We start from the raw sequence: 16478 nt of genomic DNA, 5'->3' as shown, positions 1-16478 counted from the left end.
CGCTCCCGGCCGGCCGGGCCTAGGTTGCTGACCATGCCCGGCGCGCACTCCCCCTCGGAGGACCGCGGGGACGACCGCGGGATCTCGGTCAACCCCGTCTACGCGGCCGAGCCGGTGGACATCCCCCGGTTCCGGATGCCCGACTCGGGCCTGCACCCCGAGATCGCCTACCAGGTCGTGCACGACGAGCTGATGCTCGACGGCAACGCCCGGCTGAACCTGGCCACGTTCGTCACGACGTGGGCGGAGCCCCAGGCCGAGCGGCTGATGGCCGAGTCCTTCGACAAGAACATGATCGACAAGGACGAGTACCCGCGGACCGCGGACCTGGAGCAGCGGTGCGTGCGGATGCTCGCGGACCTGTGGCACGCCCCCGACCCGGGGCGGGCCGTCGGCTGCTCGACGACGGGCTCGTCGGAGGCGTGCATGCTCGGCGGGCTGGCGCTCAAGCGGCGCTGGCAGCACCGGCGCAGGGCCGCCGGCCTCCCGACGGACCGGCCGAACATCGTGATGGGCGTGAACGTCCAGATCTGCTGGGACAAGTTCGCGAACTACTGGGACGTGGAGCCGCGGCTGGTCCCGATGGAGGGCGACCGACTGCACCTGGGCGCCGACGAGGCCGTCGCGCTGTGCGACGACAGCACCATCGGCGTCGTCGCGATCCTGGGGTCCACCTTCGACGGCAGCTACGAGCCCGTCGCCGAGATCTGCGCCGCGCTCGACGACCTGCAGTCCCGCACCGGGCTGGACGTCCCGGTGCACGTCGACGGCGCGTCGGGGGCGATGATCGCGCCGTTCTGCGACCCGGCCCTGGAGTGGGACTTCCGGCTGCCCCGGGTGGCGTCGATCAACACCTCCGGCCACAAGTACGGCCTGGTGCATCCGGGCGTCGGATGGGCGGTGTGGCGCGACACCGACGCGCTGCCCGAGGACCTGGTGTTCCGGGTGAACTACCTGGGCGGGGACATGCCGACCTTCGCGCTGAACTTCTCCCGCCCCGGCGGGCAGGTCATCGCCCAGTACTACAACTTCCTGCGGCTCGGCCGCGAGGGCTACGCGCGGGTGCAGGACACCTGCCGGGAGATCGCCACCGGGCTGGCCGCGCGGATGGCCGACACGGGCGCGTTCCGGCTGCTCACCGACGGCTCGCAGCTGCCCGTGTTCGCGTTCACCGTCGCCGACGGCGAACCGTTCTCGGTGTTCGACGTGTCGGCGGGTCTGCGCGAGACGGGATGGCTGGTCCCGGCGTACACGTTCCCGCAGAACCGGGAGGACCTGGCGGCGCTGCGGATCGTGGTGCGCAACGGGTTCAGCCACGACCTGGCCGCGCTGCTGCTCGACGACCTGGCGCGGCTGCTGGAGCGGCTGCGCCGGCAGGCCGGTCCCGTCCGCGGGAGCGAGGCCGCGGGCTTCGCCCACGGGACGTGAGCCGGTCCCGGCGGGACACCCGCACCGCGTACCTGCTGCTGGCGCCCAGCCTGCTGGGTGTGGTGCTTTTCCTGCTGGTCCCGGTGCTGATCGTGGTGGGGCTGGCGCTGTTCCGGTGGGACCTGGTCGGGCCGCGGACGTTCGTCGGGCTGGACAACGTCGTCGCCGTCGCCACCGACGGCCGGTTCACCCGGTCCCTGCTGGTGACGGCGTTCTTCGTGCTCATCGTCATCCCGGTGCAGACCGCCCTCGGTCTGGCGGCGGCGCTGCTGCTGGACCGCGGGCTGCCGGGGACGACGGTGTTCCGGGCGATCTTCGTGCTGCCGTGGATCTGCGCGCCGCTGGCGCTGGGCGTGGTGTGGCGGTGGATCCTGTCCCCCACCGACGGTGCGCTCAACGCGCTGCTGGGGATCCGCGTCGAGTGGCTGGCCGACCCTGCGCTGGCGCTGCCGTCGGTCGCGGCGGTGACCGCCTGGACCCAGGTCGGCTACGTCGCCCTGTTCTTCCTGGCCGGGCTGCGCGCCATCCCGGACACGATCGTCGAGGCGGCCCGGCTCGACGGGGCCTCGGCGTGGCAGCTGCTGTGGCGGATCCGGCTGCCGCTGCTGCGTCCGACGCTGTTCTTCGTGCTGGTCACCGGCGTGATCTCCAGCTTCCAGGTGTTCGACTCGGTGTACGCGCTCACGCCGAACGGCGGACCGCAGGGTGTCACCGACGTCGTCGCGGGACGGATCTACTACGAGGCGTTCGAGAACCGCGCGGTCGGGCAGGCCGCGGTGATGGCGGTGGTGTTGTTCGTGATCCTGGTGGTGGTGACCGTGGCCCAGCAGCGGTGGTTCAGCCGTCGCACGACCTACGAGCTGGACACGTGAGGCGCGGCAGGGGCGTCGACGCGGCCGTGCTGGTCGCGCTGCTGGTGGGCGCGGTGGTGACGCTGGCGCCGTTCGTGCTGAGCGTGATGACCGCGCTGAAGACGACCCGGCAGTTCGCGGCAACGCCGGTGCTGTCGCCGCCGGCCCCGCCGACGGTGGAGAACATCGTGAACCTGTTCGGCCGCGACTACGACTTCGTGACCCCGATCGCGGTGACCGCGCAGGTGGTGGTCGTCGTCCTGGTGGGGCAGCTGCTGTTCTCGGTGCTCGCGGCGTACGCGTTCGCCCGCCTGGAGTTCCCGGGCCGCGACGCGCTGTTCTGGGTGTACCTGGGGACGCTGATGGTGCCGCAGGCGGTGACGGTGATCCCGCTGTACCTGATGATGACCGAGGTGGGGCTGCGGAACACCTTCTGGGCGCTGGTGCTGCCCTACGTCCTCGGGTCGCCGTTCGCGATCTTCCTGCTGCGCGAGCACTTCCGGACCATCCCGCAGGACCTGATCGACGCCGCCCGGCTCGACGGCGCCGGGACGGTCGGGATCCTGCGGCACGTCGTCGTGCCGGTGAGCCGGCCGATCCTCACGACGCTGGCGGTGATCACCGTGGTGACGCACTGGAACAACTTCCTGTGGCCGCTGGTCATCACCTCCGGCCGGACCTGGCAGGTGATGACGGTGGCGACCGCCGGGCTGCAGACCCAGTACAACGGGAACTGGCCGATCGTGATGGCGGCGACCACGGTCGCGATCGTCCCGCTGATCGCGCTGTTCCTGGTGTTCCAGCGCAGCGTCGTCCGCTCGATCACGATCACGGGGTTCCGGTGAGGCGCCGCCTGGGCGCCGCGCTGGTGCTGGTCGCGGCGCTGGTGCTGACGGCCTGCTCCCCCGCGGCGCGGTTCGACGACGATGCCGACGGCGTCACCACGGTGACGCTGCGGTTGTGGGACACCCAGGTCGCGGCGGCCTACCGGCGCTCGTTCGACACGTTCTCCGCGGCCAACCCCGACATCCGGGTCGAGCTGGTGCAGGTCCCGTTCAAGGACTACTTCACCTCGCTGCCCCTCGACGTGGCATCTGGTACCGCGACCGACATCTACTGGGTCAACTCGTCCAACTTCGGGGCGCTCGCCGACGCCGGGAGGCTGATCGACGTCGGGTCGGCGCTGGCCGACCAACGCGCCGGCTGGGTGCCGGCCGCCGCGGACCAGTACACCCGCGGCGGCACCCTGTGGGGTGTCCCGGTGGTGGCCGACGGCCGGATCGCGCTGTTCTACAACAAGGATCTGGTCCGCGCGGCCGGGGTCGACCCGACGACGCTGCGGTGGGATCCGGCCGACCCGGCACGCGACACCCTGCTCCCGGCCGCGCGGAGGCTGACCGCCGACGCCGCCGGACGGACCGCGGACCAGCCCGGGTTCGACCCGCGCACGGTGCGCCGGTACGGCTTCAACGCGGCCCGGGACCTGCAGGCGATCTACGTGAACTTCCTCGCCTCCGCGGGCGGCCGGTTGCAGGCCCCCGACGAGACCTTCGACCTCGCCACGCCCGCGGGTGAGCAGGCATTCGGCTACCTGGTGAACATGATCAACACCGAGCAGGTGGCGCCGTCCGCGGCCGACACGAACCAGAACCCGGACTTCAGCCGCGACCAGTTCCTGCGGGGCCGGATCGCACTGTTCCAGAGCGGCACCTACAACCTCGCCAACATCGCCGAGGGCGCGACCTTCGACTGGGGGATCGCGCCGATGGTCGAGGGCCCGCGCGACCGGGTCAGCGTGGTGTCGAGCATCGTGGCCGCCGGCAACGCCGACAGCCCGCGGCGGCCGGAGATCCTGCGGGTGCTGCGCTGGCTGGGATCGCCGCAGGGTGCCGCCCCGGTCGGCGACAGCGGCGCAGGGCTGCCCGCGGTGACCGCGGCACAGCGGGGCTGGTTCGACTACTGGGCGCGCCGCGGCGTCGACACCCGGGAGTTCGTCGCGGACGGCCCGACGACCCCGGCACCGTCGGGCCCGAAGGTGGGCGCGGCGACGACGGCGATGGAGCCCACGCGCGACGACCTGTTCGCCGGGCGGCTGCCCGTCGCCGCGGGGCTGCGGCAGGCGCAGGACATCGGCATCGCCGCGCTGCGCTGATAGTGTGTCCGGTGCGCCCCCGATGGGCCCAGCCGGAAGGAGTTCTCGCCAGTCCCGCACGGGCCCGCGGGCGCAGCTCCTTCCGTAGGTCGTTCGCGTGGTCCCCACTGTCGTCAGGAGACCCGCATGACCTGCACGTTCAACCACATGATCGTCGCCGCCCGGGACCGGGTGGCCTCCGCGGCGTTCTACCGGCACGTCCTGGAGGCGGCGCAGGTACCATCCTGGGGGCCGTTCACCAACATCGCCCTCGACGGCGGCGTCCTCGTCCAGTTCGCCGACCTGCCCACCGACGTCTACCCGCAGATCCAGCCCCAGCACTACGCGTTCCTCGTCGACGACGCGCTGTTCGACCGCGCGTACGCCCGGCTCGTCGAGGCGGGCGCCGAGCACTGGGCCGACCCGCAGCGCACCCGCCCCGGCGAGATCAACCACGGGCACGGCGGGCGCGGGGTGTACTTCCTCGACCCGGCCGGTCACTTCCTCGAGATGATCACCCAACCGTATGTGTGATGTCGCCGCGGCGCGGCGCTGGCTCGGCGCCGTCCGGCCCGATCCCGGCCGTGCCCCGGACTGGATGGTGCCGTTGCTGCGCGGGCTGGAGCACGCCGGGCCGCGGGACATCAGCACGAACGACCTGCCCGCCGACCACGTCGGACCACGGCAGTCGGCCGTGCTGGTGCTGCTCGGGCAGGGCCCCGACGGCCCGGAGGTCGTGCTCCAGCGGCGGGCCCGACGGCTGCGCCACCACTCCGGCGAGATCTCCTTCCCCGGGGCCGCGCGGACCCGGGCGACACCGATCCCGCGGCCACCGCGCTGCGGGAGGCGACCGAGGAGACCGGGCTGGACCCGTTCGGTGTGGACGTCGTCGCGACGCTGCCGCGCCTGATCCTGCTGACCGGGTTCCACGTGACCGCGGTACTCGGGCACTGGCGGACGCCGACCCGGCTGCACGCGGTCGACCCGGCCGAGACCGAGGCGGTGCTGCAGGTGCCGCTGGTGGTGCTCGCCGACCCGGCGCACCGGTTCCGGCTCCGGGCCGGTGGCGGGGCCCGGTTTCCGGGTGGGCGAGGACGTGGTGTGGGGGTTCACCGCCGAGGTGCTCGACGCGGTGCTGCGCCTGGGCGGGTGGGAGCGGCCGTGGCCGCCCGGCCCGGAGCTGGAGTGGGAGTCGTTGTGAGCACCAGCAGCGGCGCGGCCAGCAGGGCCAGTGCCGCGGCCGTCCATATCGGACCGATCGGCCCGGCCACCGCGAATGCCGCGCCACCCAGCAGCGGGCCGAGGGTCGCTCCGGCGTTCAGCGACGCGGTGGCGACGGCGCCGCCGAGGGTCGGTGCCTCGCGGGCGGCCGTCAGCGCCCGGGCGATGAGCGTCGACCCGACCGCGAAACCCAGCGCGCCCAGCAGCCCGACCAGGGCGAGCACCGCCACCGGGTGCGTGGCAACGAGCGCGAGCGCGGTCCAGGCCACCGGCAGCGCGCCGCCCGCGCCGAGCAGCAGCGGGCGGGCGCGGGTGTCGGCGAACCTGCCCGCGATGCCCACCCCTGCGGCGGCGCCGGACCCGAACAGCAGCAGCCCGACGGGCACCGCCGGTGGGCCGCCCGCCTCGGCCAGCAGCGGCGCCAGGTAGGTGTACGCGGCGAACGTCGAGCCGTTCACCAGGGCACCGAGCGCCGGCGACGACCCCGGCCAGCGCGACGGCGGCCACCGCCGCGACCACCCAGAACGTCGCACGCCAGCCGAACGCCTGCCCCACCAGCGTCCCGGCCGGGACACCGGCGACGAGGGCGACGGTCGTGCCGGACAGCAGGGTCGCGGTCGCCCGGGCCGTACGCTCCGGTGGCACCGCCGCGACCGCGACCGACAGGGCGACGGCGAGGAACCCGGCGGTGCACAGCGCGGCGAGCACCCGGGTGACCAGCAGGATCCCCAGGCCGGGGGTCAGCGCCCCGGCGACGTGGCGGCGACGAAGGCGGCCAGGAACCCGCACAGCGCGAGCCGCGGCGGCAGCCGGCGTGCGGCCAGCGCTGTGAGCGGGGCGCCGAGGACCATCCCCACGGCGAACGCCGAGGTCAGGGACCCGGCGGCGAGCGGGGTGACGCCGAGGTCGGCGGCGATGTCCGGGACGAGCCCGGCGAGCATGAACTCCGAGGTGGCCAGCGCGGTGACGGCGCAGGCGAGGACGACGAGCAGCACGGTGCAACTCCGTGGGTGACGGGCCGGGAGCGGACATCGGTCCGGCCGCGTCACCGGGTGCGGGCAAGGGAGGTCGCCGCCACCGGTGGGACCGGTGGCTACCGCGTGTTCGACTCCGGACTGCTCACGGCCGTCACCGTAGCCGTCGCGCTCTCCCGGCGCCCGCCGTGTCCCCTTCCGCGGCGGTTCACCAGCTGATGCGGTCGAACAGCTCCCGCAGCCGGGCCGCCCGCGCCGGACGTCCGTGACCCATCCACGCGATCCGGCCCAGCAGGTGCTCGCGGAACGCCGGGTGCCCGGCCCGGTTCTGCGCGTCGGGGCCGGTGCGGGCGGCGTTGTGCAGGATCGCGCGCAGCTCGTCGTGGTCGCGCCGCGAGACGGCCGGGGCATCGCCGTTGACGATCAGGCCCACGACGCGCTGCCGGTGGTGCGCGGGCATGATCCGGGTCTTGTCCGGGCGGATGCGGAAGCCTACCTCCGCGGCGATCGCCGCCACCCGCCGCGTCAGGCCGTGCACCGGCAGCCCGGCGTCGCCGGAGAACACCAGGTCGTCGGCGTAGCGGCCGTAGGCGGCGCCGACCGCGGTCGCCAGTCCGCTCAGCCGCCGGTCCAGTCCGTAGGTGAGCAGGTTCGCCACCGTCGGCGACGACGGCGCGCCCTGGGGCAGGTGCGGTGCGGCGAGGCGGTCGAGCATCCGTCGTCGCGCGGCGGGATCGCCGCGGTACGGGCAGGTGCGCAGCACCTCGGGCGGGGTGGCGGTCACGAGCAGGCCGGCGATGGTGGCGGCGACGGCGGGCGGGTAGCCCGCGACCCGCAGCAGTCCGGCGAGCCGGCCGCCGGTCACGTGGGAGTAGAAGCCCTCCAGGTCCAGGCGCAGCACCATCGGCCGGGCCCGGTGCTCCGCGGCGAGGGTGTGCGGGCTCCGCCCCCGGACGTGGCCGTGCGCGGCCGGGTGCACCGGGATCCGGTCGAGCACCCTCCGCCGGATCCGGCGCTGCAGCTCAGCGAGCCGCGGGGCGGGTGCCTCGATCAGCCGGGGTGTCCCGGAGCGCGACGGTGTCCAGTGCCGCCGGTAGTGGGTCAGCGGGCCGTCGGGGGCGTGCCGCAGCCAGCCGCCGGGGTCGGCGAACCAGGCGAGCTCGCCGTCGTCGAGGTGCAGGGCGGTGGCCAGGGCGGACAGATCCGCCCAGCGGGGCACCGGCAGGCGCCACACCGGGTCGGGCTGCTCGACCCGGCGGTGCCGGCGCGGCCCCGCCAGGAGGGCGGTGACCTCGGCCTCGACACCGGCCGAGGAACCGCGCGGGGCTCGGCGCCGGCGGGCGACGAGCGCGCCCACGACGCCCGCCAGCTCCTCGGGTCCCGACCAGCCGCCGAGCCCGGCGAGCCGCTCGGTCAGCGGGTCCGTGCTCCACGGCCGGCGCAGGCGGCCGCGGCGATCGCCGCCGGGTGCGGTGCCATCAGCGGCCCCGCACCGTCGAGCGGTCCCGCACCGCAGGATCGGACGGCACGGCGAGGCCCGGCACCACAGCGGGGCCGGGCACCACAGCGGGGCCGGGCACCACAGCGGGGCCGGGCACCACAGCGGGGCCGGGCACCACAGCGGGGCCGGGCACCACAGCGGGGCCGGGCACCACAGCGGGGCCGGACGGCACGGCGGGGCCGCAACGCTGGGTGATGCGGCGGCGGGGGTCGACCGGTGTTCGCCGTCCGCCGCGCGCCGCAGGCAGCACTGTCGTGCCGTCCGCGCGCGGGACGCCGTGCTGCATCGTGTCGGTGCACCCCGGGGTTGCCCCGGAGTCGCGGGCCCCGGCCGCAACCGGGGCGGCCGCCTGCTCGTCCGTCCGCCGCCGCATCGGCCACGACGCTACCGGGTGCGGCACGCCGCGGCAGCCGCGCCGGCACACGGCGCCCCGGCCCGGGGAGAACGACCACGGCCACGGTGGAGGCGGGCGGTACCTGTCCTACGCTCGGCTCCCCAGAGAGGAGAGCATGATGACCGCATCCGCTCACCGCGAGGTCGACGTGCCGTTCGACGTCCTCGACGGCTTCACCCACCACATGGTCGACGTCGACGGTGTGACGCTGCACGCCGTCGACGGTGGCGTCCCGGAGGCACCCGCGGTGGTGCTCCTCGCCGGCGTGCCGCAGACCTGGTGGGCCTGGCACCGGGTCATGCCCGCCCTCGCCGCGACCCACCGGGTCGTGGCCCTGGACCTTCCCGGGCAGGGGCACTCCGACCGGCCCGCCGACGGCTACGACACCCTCAGCGTGGCGCGCCTCGTGCGGCGGGCCGTCGAACTCCTCGGGGTCGGCGAGCACTGGCTCGTCGCCCACGACGTCGGGGCATGGGTCGCCACCACCTATGCCCTCGACACCCCGACCGCGTCCGGCGGGCCCGAGCTGCTCGGCCTGGCACTGCTCGACGCCGGGATCCCCGGCGTCAGCCTGCCCACCAGCGTGGCCCTCGACCCCGCGAGCGCCTACAAGCTCGCGCACTTCGCCTTCCACCTCGTGCCCGATCTCCCCGAGACGCTCATCAGCGGGCACGAGCGGGAGTACGTGGCCTGGTTCCTGACCCACAAGGCCGCGTCGCCCGACGTGTTCTCCGATGCCGAGATCGACCGGTACGCACGCCTGTTCGCCGCGGCGGACGGGGTGCAGGCGATCCTCGCCTACTACCGGTCCGTGCCGGAGTCGGCGAGTCGCAACCGCGAGCTCGCGGCCGCACGGAAGATCGATGTGCCGGTGTCGGCGATCTCCAGCGACCAGGGTTCGATCCCCGACATGGCGGCGGCCGTGCGTCCCCTCGTCGGTGACGCGGCCGACGTCCTCGACGTCCGGGTGGCCGGTGCCGGCCACTTCGTCCCGGAGGAGGCTCCCGACCAGGTCGTCCGGGCGATCCAGCAGCTCGTCGCCCGACGCCGTCCCTGACCCGGTCCGCAGCGGGCGGCGGCCCCGCTGCCGGGTTCCGGGTTCCGGGGGCGGAGACCCCGGTCCTCGGTCGGTCCTCGCCCTCGGATCCCGCCCCGCAGGCGGCCGGCGCAAGTGCCTGATCCGCCTTGACACCGGCGCACCACCCGGGTTGTGTCGGGTCTGCCGGCCCGCCCGGGGCGGGCCGGCAGAGATCGGCTCGGCGAGGCGACGGCACCGTCCGGCCGCGGGTGCGGGTGGTAGCGCCCAGCGCGAGGGACGACCGCATGTTCGTCGCCGTCCGGCGTCGCCACGTGGACTTCGTGCGGACCTCGGGGGCGTGCTGTCGGGGCTGACCACAACCCGTCTCCCGACCGCACGACCGAAGGATCCTCATGCCCGCCACATCCCGCGGGGCCCTGGTGCCCACCACCGGTACCGACCGGCCGACGCGGCCCGCCCCCACGCTGCCGGGTGCCGTGCCCCCGGCGTACGGCGCCGGTGCCTCCTCCCGCATCCGGCCCCACGGGATCCGGAGGTCGCGGTGAGCGCTCGTCCACCCCGCATGCTCCGCACGGTGACCGGAGCGGGCGGCGTCGCTGAGACCTACGACCTCGCCCTGGACCCCGAGCGGTCCACCCTGGACACCGCGGTACGGGTCGCCGAGCTCGCCGAGTCCGCCCGGATCGACGCCCTGTTCACCGCGGACCTGCTCCGCTTCGGCGCCCAGGGTGCGATCGGGTCCCAGGAGCCGCTCGTGTTCGTGTCCGCGCTGAGCCAGGTGACCTCGCGCATCGGGCTCATCGCGACGGTCTCCACGACGTTCCACCACCCGTACAACCTGGCCCGACTGTTCGGCACGCTCGACCACGTGTCGAACGGGCGGGCGGCCTGGAACCTGGTCACGTCCTCGCTCGGCGAGGAGAACTTCGGACCCGGTGGGCTGCCCGACCCCGAGGACCGGTACGCCCGCGCCGCCGAGACCCTCGAGGTCGTCAACGCGCTGTGGGACAGCTGGGACGCCGACGCGCTCACCCGGGGGTCGGACGGGCGGGCGGTGCTGCACCCCGATCGGGTGCACCCGATCGACCACGCCGGCCGGTTCTTCGACGTGGCGGGCCCGCTCAACATCCCCCCGCTGCCGCAGGGGCGCCCGGTACAGATGCAGGCCGGGCAGTCCGAGGCGGGCCGGGCGCTCGGCGCGCGCTACGCCGAGGTGGTCTTCACCTCGCTGCCCACCCTGGACATCGCCCTGGACTTCACCCGCGCGATCCGCGCCGAGGCCAGCAGGCTCGGGCGGCCCGGCGGGCTCCCCCTGATCTTCAGCTCCTTCCACGCCACCTACGGCGCCACCGAGGAGGAGGCCCTGCGGACGGTGCGCGAGCGGCGGGAGGCGATCGACTTCGACCGCGGCCGCGCGCAGGTGGCCGACATGCTCGGGGGGATCGAGCCCACCGCACTGGCCGAGCTGCCGCTCGACGCGCCGATCCCGGAGTCCCTGCTGCCCGACATCCGGTCGGTGCACCGGCGCCGCGGGCGGGTCGACATCTTCGCCCGCTACGTCCGGGAGGGGTACACCCTGCGCGAGCTGGTGATCGCGGCACAGGACACCGGGCACTGGGCTGCGGCGGGCACCCCCGAACAGCTCGCCGACGCCGTCGAGGAGCGGTTCCGGGCCGGCGTCCTCGACGTCATCTCGCTGCAGGGTCTGGCCGACCCCCGGCAGCACGAGTTCGTCGTGGACGGCCTGCTCCACGAGCTGCGCCACCGCGGGATCGTCGCCGACGACTACACCGGCACGACCCTGCGCGAGAACCTCGGTCTGCCCCTTCCCGGCCCACGGGCACGCCGGCGGATCGCTCCGACGGGATGAGACCGGACGTGTGCCGGGGTACCCCCGGGCGGTCCTGCGACGGCGGGGCACGCACAACCCCCGGGAGCCCCTCGGGCACGGTCACACCCGACGCGCGGCGACGGCCCGTATCGTCGCCCGCCGTGAGTGCCGTGTCGTCCGGCCAGCCGTCCGAGCAGTCGTCCGGCCAGCCGTCGGGACAGCCGCCCGACCGGCCGTCCCGGGCCACCCCGGCCGTCGCCGGCGCCGCCGCCGTGCTGCTGGTCGCCCAGCAGGTGCCGGGTCTGGTCCTCCGGCACGGGACGGCGGTCCCGGTGCTGCCGGTCGGGCTGTGGCGAGCCTGGCTCCCACTGATCCTCGCGGGTCTGGCGCTGCTCTCGGTCTCGACGCTGTGGGAGCGCCGCCTTCCGGGGGCAGCGGCCACCACGGGCCGCGTCGCCGGGCTGCTGCTCGCGCTGGGTCCGGCGACGCTGCTCGCCTACCGCGGACGTCTGGTGGACCCGCTGGCCGTCTACACCCTGGGGATCGACCCGTCGGAGCGGGCGTGGCCGGTGGTCGACCTCGTCCTGGGCACCCTGCTGGCGCTGACGCTGGTCGTCTGCCTGCTCAGGACCGGTGCAGCGGGTCGATCCACGGCACGTGCTCGGGCTGCTCGACCCCGGTGATGTCGAGGTTCACCACGACCGGCTCCTGACCGGAGCGGGTCAGCAAGCACTCCAGCGGCTCGTCGTCGAGGGCGTTGATCTCCTGGTGCGGCACCCACGGAGGCACGAAGATGAACCCGCCCGGCCCGGCCTCGGCGGTGAACTCCAGGTTCTCGCCCCACTTCATGCGGGCCCGGCCGCGCACGACGTAGATGACGCTCTCCAGCTCCCCGTGGTGGTGCGCCCCGGTGCGGGCGCCGGGGTGGATGGTCACCGTGCCCGCCCACAACCGCTGCGCGCCGACCCGGTCCCCGGTGACGGCGGCGGCGCGGTGCATGCCGGGGGTCTGCGGGGTGTTGTCGTCGAGCATGTCGCCGGGGATGACCCGGACGCCGTCGTGGCGCCAGTCGGTGCTCATGGGCCGACCCTAGCGGCGGCCGGCCCGGAACCGGAACGACCGCGCATCCGGGCAGTCCCCGCCGGATCTCCAGGACCTCACCGGTCACGTCGACGTCGCGGGTGGCCCAGGGCAGCAGCGTCGTCCCGTGCATCCGGTCGGACCAGAGGGTCGGAACGGCAGATCCGGCGGTGCAGCACGTTCATCGCCAGGTCCGCGACGCCGGGCGCAGGCTGCGGTGGCCGGGAGTCGTGGGGCTGCCGAGCGAGGTCCTGCGGGTCAGCGTCGCCGACACCGGCTGGGTCCTCGGCCCCCGGACGGGCGCTGTGGCTGCCGGCCGGGGTCACACACATCACGGCCGCCACCGGGACGGCGGCGATGCGCGGGATCCACCTGTGACCGGCCGCCGCCCGATCGACCGGCCCGCGTCGTGCGTGCTCGCGATCGAGCCGCTGGTCGCGGCCCTGCTGCCACACCTGGGGTGTGTCTCCCGACCCGGCTGCCCAGTTCTGCGCGATGATCATCGACGCCCTGTCGTCCAGGCCTGACCGATGCGCCGTGGGACGGGTCCGAGCCTCGATGATCCTGCTCATCGGGAGCGGACCGGGCGATGAGAGGATCGCGCGATGACCGTGGCGTTGGTGGACGTGCTGAAGGCGCTGGGGAATCCCACACGCCTGCAGATCATGGAGTGGCTGCGCACACCCGAGGCGTCGTTCAGCGAGTACGAGCCGATGGCGGACCGGGCGATGGCTGGGGTCTGCGTCACGCATCTCGCATCGAAGACCGGCTTGTCCCAGTCGACGATCTCCACGTACATGACCACGTTGGAACGGGTGGGCCTCGTCCGGTCGACACGGGTCGGCAAGTGGACCCACTACAGACGGGCCGACGCGGGTGTCGAGGAGCTACTGGCCCGTCTCAAGGATCACATCTGATCGATACTTCGACGATTGTCGATATGATGTCTCCATGTCCACGTCCCCCACGGCGTCCTCCGTCCGTCGCGCCCTGATCGTCCACGCCCATCCCGAGCCGGATTCCTTCTCGACCGCGCAGGCTGCCGCGGCCGCAGAACATCTGCGTTCTCGTGGTGTCGCCGTCGACACCATCGACCTCTACGCGGGTGGGACCCGACGCTGTCGCGGACCCAGTTCGCGAGCGGCTCCGGCTACTTCAAGCCGCAGGTCGAGCAGATGCGTCAGGTCAGCGGCGGAGCGGTGTCCGAACCGGTCGGAAGCCATCTGGAGCTGCTCCAGCAGGCAGACCTGCTGGTCCTGTCCTTCCCGCTGTGGTGGTTCTCGATGCCCGCGATCCTGAAGGGCTGGGTCGACCGGGTGTTCGTCATGGGCGCGCTGTTCGGTGGCGAGCACGGAATCCTCGGCAACGGGGCCATGCGCGGAAAGAAGGCCATGGTGCTACTGACGACGGGAGGTGACGAGTCCGCGTTCCGCCCCGGCGCAGCGGACGGGTTCGGTGACCTCGACGCGTTCCTGTTCCACGTCCACCGGGGGATGTTCGAGTTCGTCGGCTACGACGTCGTGCCACCCTTCGTCACCTACGGTCCGGCTCGGCTGGACGCGGAGGCTCGTGTCGATGCTCTCGCGCAGGTGCCCGCCCACCTCGACTCCGTCCTCGATCCGATCTCGGCGGAACAACCCGTGTGAACCGGCCCCGGGTTCAGCGGGAGCGGCAGACGCGCCGCGCGGAGGTCGCGGTGTGGGGGCCGGGCCGTGGGCGCGAGTGAACCCACCCTGTCCCGGCTGTTCCGCGCCGAGACGTGGTGGGCCCTGGCCGGTGGCGGACGCTGCTGCGGATGCGGGTCGCACCGGAGCAGCTGGCCGCGGGCGGCCCGGTCGGCGTGGTCGCCCGGCACGTCGGCTACGCGACGCCCTCGGCGTTCGTCGCGGTGTTCCGCCGGGAGACCGGGACCACGCCGTCGGCGGTGCTGCGCCCGGCCGGCGCAGCACCGCCGGAGTTCAGGCGGCGGTGAACAGGGTCAGCGCGAACCGCGCGTCGGGGTCGACCCAGCGGCCCGTCGTCGCGAACCCGGCCGCGGCGGCGAACGCGTCGACCGTCGGCGGGGTGAACTTCGCCGAGATCTCGGTGGCGAGCTCCTCCCCCGCGGCGAACGCGACGTCGAGGTGGAGGTCGGCGATCCGGACCCGCATGTCGCGGGTGGCGCGCAACCGCATCTCGATCCACGAGTTCTCCGCGTCCCACACCGCGACGTGATCGAACGCGTCGACGTCGAAGGTCGCGCCGAGCTCGCGGTTGAGCACGCGCAGCACGTTGCGGTTGAACTCCGCGGTGACCCCGGCGGCGTCGTCGTAGGCGGGGACCATCACGGCCGGGTCGGTGGCCAGGCCGGTGCCGAGCAGCAGCTGCTCACCGGGCCGCAGGACCGAGCGGACGTGTCGCAGGAAGTCGTGGCGCGGGCCGGGCATGAGGTTGCCGATGGTGCCGCCGAGGAAGGCGATCATCCGCTTCCCGCCAGGCTCGGCACCGGGCAGCCGGTCCAGGTCACGGGTGAAGTCGCCGACCACGCCGTGCAGCTCCAGCTCCGGGTAGTCCCGGTGGAGCTCGTCGATGGCGCCGCGCAGGGCGGACTCGCTGACGTCCTGCGGGACGTAGCGGCGCAGCGTCCCGGCACGGGCGAACGCGTCGAGCAGCAGCCGGGTCTTGGTCGAGGACCCCGACCCCAGCTCGACGACGGTGTCGGCGCCCGAGGAGCGGGCGATGTCGTCCACGGAGTCGGCGAGCAGGGCCCGCTCGGTGCGGAAGGGGTAGTACTCGGGCAGCTCGGTGATCCGCTCGAACAGCTCGGATCCCCGGGCGTCGTAGAACCACTTCGGCGGCAGTTCCTTCGGCGACGCGGCGAGCCCGCGCGTCACGTCGGACCGCAGCGCGGTGTCGGCATCGGATTCGGTGAGGTGGACGTCCAGCTGAATGGCGCCGGGAGTGCTCACGGAGCTCCTAGGTGTGATGTCCATGGACGTTGTTCCAGGTTGAGCTGATGACGGCCTGTCGCTGAGACAGGCGAGGACCCCCGGTTGTGAAGTGGAGCTGTCTAGGTGTGATGTCCAGGCAGGTTGGTCAGGCGACTGATCGGCGGTAGGCCGTTGGTTGCGCTGTGGGGCCGGTGGTGATTGTAGAAGTGCAGCCAGCCGGGGAGCGCGTCTCGCCGAGCCGTTTCGCAGGGGTGGAAGCGGGCGTATGCCCACCCGTCGGCGAGGGTGCGGTGGAAACGTTCGATCTTGCCGTTGGTCTGAGGCCGGTAGGGCCGGGTTCGCTTGTGGGTGATGCCCAGTTCGCTGCAGGTGTCACGCCAGGCGTGTGAGCGGTAGCAGCTGCCGTTGTCGGACAGGACCCGTTCGACGGTCACGCCGCGGGCGTTCAACCAGTCCACGGCCCGGCGTAGCACACCGGTGGCGGTGTCGGCTTTCTCGTCGCTGTGGATCTCGGCGTAGGCGACGCGGGAGTGGTCGTCGATGACGGTGTGGACGAACGCTCTGCCGGTGCGCGGCTTGTAGTCGGTTCCCCTGGGCAGTCCGGGAGTGGACCGCTTGTTCAGGGCGCCTTGTCGGCGTCCGACGAAGCGGTGTCCGCCTCCGTCGGGGATGTTGCCGAACTTGGTGACGTCGACGTGGATCAACGAGCCGGGGTGTGGGTGTTCGTAGCGGCGTAGGGGCTCGCCGGTGACCCGGTCGATGTGGGAGAGCCGGTTGATCCGGCAGCGGCGCAGGACCGCGTGCACGGTCGAGGCGGCGAGAGCGAGTCGGCCGCCGATCTGTACTGGTCCGAGTCGGTGGTGCCACCGCAGTCGCACGATCTGCTTCACCAGCCTCGGCGGGGTCTTGGCCGGCATCGACCGTGGTCGGGAGCTGCGGTCGACCATCCCGGGCGGGCCCTCGGCGCGGTAGCGGTCAGCCCACTTTCGGGCGGTGCGAGGGGCGACCATGAACATTCTGGCCGCGGTTGTCAACGGCGGGTTGGGAGTGACCCCGTAGCGACGGATTGGAACTGACCCCCGGCGTGGTGTGGTGATG

The 16478-nt window shown here is 73.6% G+C and carries 19 protein-coding genes and 1 pseudogene; 13 read left to right on the top strand and 7 right to left on the bottom strand.

Annotated elements, in window-relative coordinates:
* Positions 1–33: 33 nt before the first annotated feature.
* From XF36_RS09200 to XF36_RS35530, 7 genes are all read left to right on the top strand, one after another.
* The gene (locus XF36_RS09200) at positions 34–1428 is read left to right on the top strand and encodes a glutamate decarboxylase (RefSeq protein WP_060711661.1); all 1395 of its coding nucleotides are present in this window, start codon (positions 34–36) and stop codon (positions 1426–1428) included.
* A complete protein-coding gene (locus tag XF36_RS09195; protein WP_060711660.1) occupies positions 1425–2300 on the top strand; it encodes a carbohydrate ABC transporter permease in 876 nt (291 codons plus the stop codon). The genes XF36_RS09200 and XF36_RS09195 overlap by 4 nt, the downstream gene beginning before the upstream one ends.
* On the top strand, positions 2297–3124 hold the full coding sequence (locus XF36_RS09190) for a carbohydrate ABC transporter permease (RefSeq protein WP_060711659.1): 828 nt from the start codon (positions 2297–2299) through the stop codon (positions 3122–3124). Before XF36_RS09195 ends, XF36_RS09190 begins: the two co-directional genes overlap by 4 nt.
* Positions 3121–4431 carry an ABC transporter substrate-binding protein gene (locus tag XF36_RS09185; RefSeq protein ID WP_060711658.1) on the top strand — a complete coding sequence of 437 codons (1311 nt, stop codon included), beginning with the start codon at positions 3121–3123 and terminating at the stop codon, positions 4429–4431. Before XF36_RS09190 ends, XF36_RS09185 begins: the two co-directional genes overlap by 4 nt.
* Before the next feature lie 126 nt (positions 4432–4557).
* The gene (locus XF36_RS09180) at positions 4558–4944 is read left to right on the top strand and encodes a VOC family protein (protein WP_060711657.1); all 387 of its coding nucleotides are present in this window, start codon (positions 4558–4560) and stop codon (positions 4942–4944) included.
* Positions 4937–5320 carry a hypothetical protein gene (locus XF36_RS33205; RefSeq protein ID WP_060711656.1) on the top strand — a complete coding sequence of 128 codons (384 nt, stop codon included), beginning with the start codon at positions 4937–4939 and terminating at the stop codon, positions 5318–5320. Before XF36_RS09180 ends, XF36_RS33205 begins: the two co-directional genes overlap by 8 nt.
* Entirely contained in the window at positions 5248–6060 is an 813-nt protein-coding gene (locus XF36_RS35530) for a hypothetical protein (RefSeq protein ID WP_414706236.1), read from the top strand. Before XF36_RS33205 ends, XF36_RS35530 begins: the two co-directional genes overlap by 73 nt.
* 117 nt (positions 6061–6177) lie before the next feature.
* Here the strand turns inward: XF36_RS35530 and XF36_RS33910 are convergent.
* The 4 genes and pseudogenes from XF36_RS33910 to XF36_RS31440 all read right to left on the bottom strand — a co-directional run.
* A pseudogene (locus XF36_RS33910) lies at positions 6178–6339 on the bottom strand (Cmx/CmrA family chloramphenicol efflux MFS transporter); the annotation flags it as partial.
* Positions 6340–6371: 32 nt separating this feature from the next.
* Positions 6372–6626, bottom strand: a complete 255-nt coding sequence (locus XF36_RS33905) for a hypothetical protein (RefSeq protein WP_064485402.1) — start codon at positions 6624–6626, stop codon at positions 6372–6374.
* 187 nt (positions 6627–6813) lie between these two features.
* Positions 6814–7962, bottom strand: coding sequence for a reverse transcriptase family protein (locus XF36_RS09165; protein WP_082375285.1), 1149 nt, complete (start codon positions 7960–7962; stop codon positions 6814–6816).
* 121 nt (positions 7963–8083) lie between these two features.
* On the bottom strand, positions 8084–8479 hold the full coding sequence (locus XF36_RS31440) for a hypothetical protein (protein ID WP_145981317.1): 396 nt from the start codon (positions 8477–8479) through the stop codon (positions 8084–8086).
* Between the two features lie 139 nt (positions 8480–8618).
* Between XF36_RS31440 and XF36_RS09160 the strand changes: the two genes are divergently transcribed.
* From XF36_RS09160 to XF36_RS09150, 3 genes are all read left to right on the top strand, one after another.
* Positions 8619–9557, top strand: a complete 939-nt coding sequence (locus tag XF36_RS09160; RefSeq protein ID WP_060714545.1) for an alpha/beta fold hydrolase — start codon at positions 8619–8621, stop codon at positions 9555–9557.
* A 523-nt stretch (positions 9558–10080) separates the two neighbouring features.
* Positions 10081–11409 carry an NtaA/DmoA family FMN-dependent monooxygenase gene (locus XF36_RS09155; protein WP_238589191.1) on the top strand — a complete coding sequence of 443 codons (1329 nt, stop codon included), beginning with the start codon at positions 10081–10083 and terminating at the stop codon, positions 11407–11409.
* A gap of 122 nt (positions 11410–11531) precedes the next feature.
* Complete coding sequence (locus XF36_RS09150; RefSeq protein WP_145981316.1) at positions 11532–12053, top strand: hypothetical protein; 522 nt, start codon at positions 11532–11534, stop codon at positions 12051–12053.
* Here XF36_RS09150 and XF36_RS09145 read toward each other — a convergent pair.
* Positions 11995–12450 (bottom strand): cupin domain-containing protein, encoded by a 456-nt coding sequence (locus XF36_RS09145; RefSeq protein ID WP_060711653.1) that lies wholly within the window; start codon positions 12448–12450, stop codon positions 11995–11997. The two genes, XF36_RS09150 and XF36_RS09145, sit on opposite strands and share 59 nt — an antisense overlap.
* A 605-nt stretch (positions 12451–13055) precedes the next feature.
* On the opposite strand from XF36_RS09145, the gene XF36_RS09135 reads away from it, so the two are divergent.
* The 3 genes from XF36_RS09135 (at position 13056) to XF36_RS09125 (ending at position 14422) form a co-directional block, all read left to right on the top strand.
* The gene (locus XF36_RS09135) at positions 13056–13367 is read left to right on the top strand and encodes an ArsR/SmtB family transcription factor (RefSeq protein WP_060711651.1); all 312 of its coding nucleotides are present in this window, start codon (positions 13056–13058) and stop codon (positions 13365–13367) included.
* A gap of 201 nt (positions 13368–13568) precedes the next feature.
* On the top strand, positions 13569–14096 hold the full coding sequence (locus XF36_RS33195; RefSeq protein WP_238589306.1) for an NAD(P)H-dependent oxidoreductase: 528 nt from the start codon (positions 13569–13571) through the stop codon (positions 14094–14096).
* Positions 14097–14245: 149 nt separating this feature from the next.
* Entirely contained in the window at positions 14246–14422 is a 177-nt protein-coding gene (locus tag XF36_RS09125; RefSeq protein ID WP_082375791.1) for a helix-turn-helix domain-containing protein, read from the top strand.
* Here XF36_RS09125 and egtD read toward each other — a convergent pair.
* Together egtD and XF36_RS09115 are read right to left on the bottom strand one after the other, a co-directional pair.
* On the bottom strand, positions 14409–15422 hold the full coding sequence (gene egtD / locus XF36_RS09120) for an L-histidine N(alpha)-methyltransferase (RefSeq protein WP_060711649.1): 1014 nt from the start codon (positions 15420–15422) through the stop codon (positions 14409–14411). The genes XF36_RS09125 and egtD overlap by 14 nt on opposite strands.
* Positions 15423–15499: 77 nt before the next feature.
* The gene (locus tag XF36_RS09115; RefSeq protein WP_414706235.1) at positions 15500–16477 is read right to left on the bottom strand and encodes an IS481 family transposase; all 978 of its coding nucleotides are present in this window, start codon (positions 16475–16477) and stop codon (positions 15500–15502) included.
* Position 16478 lies beyond the last annotated feature (1 nt).

The sequence above is a fragment of the Pseudonocardia sp. HH130629-09 genome, from assembly GCF_001294645.1.
Taxonomy (GTDB): domain Bacteria; phylum Actinomycetota; class Actinomycetes; order Mycobacteriales; family Pseudonocardiaceae; genus Pseudonocardia.
This window is presented reverse-complemented; position numbering and strand designations above follow the sequence as displayed.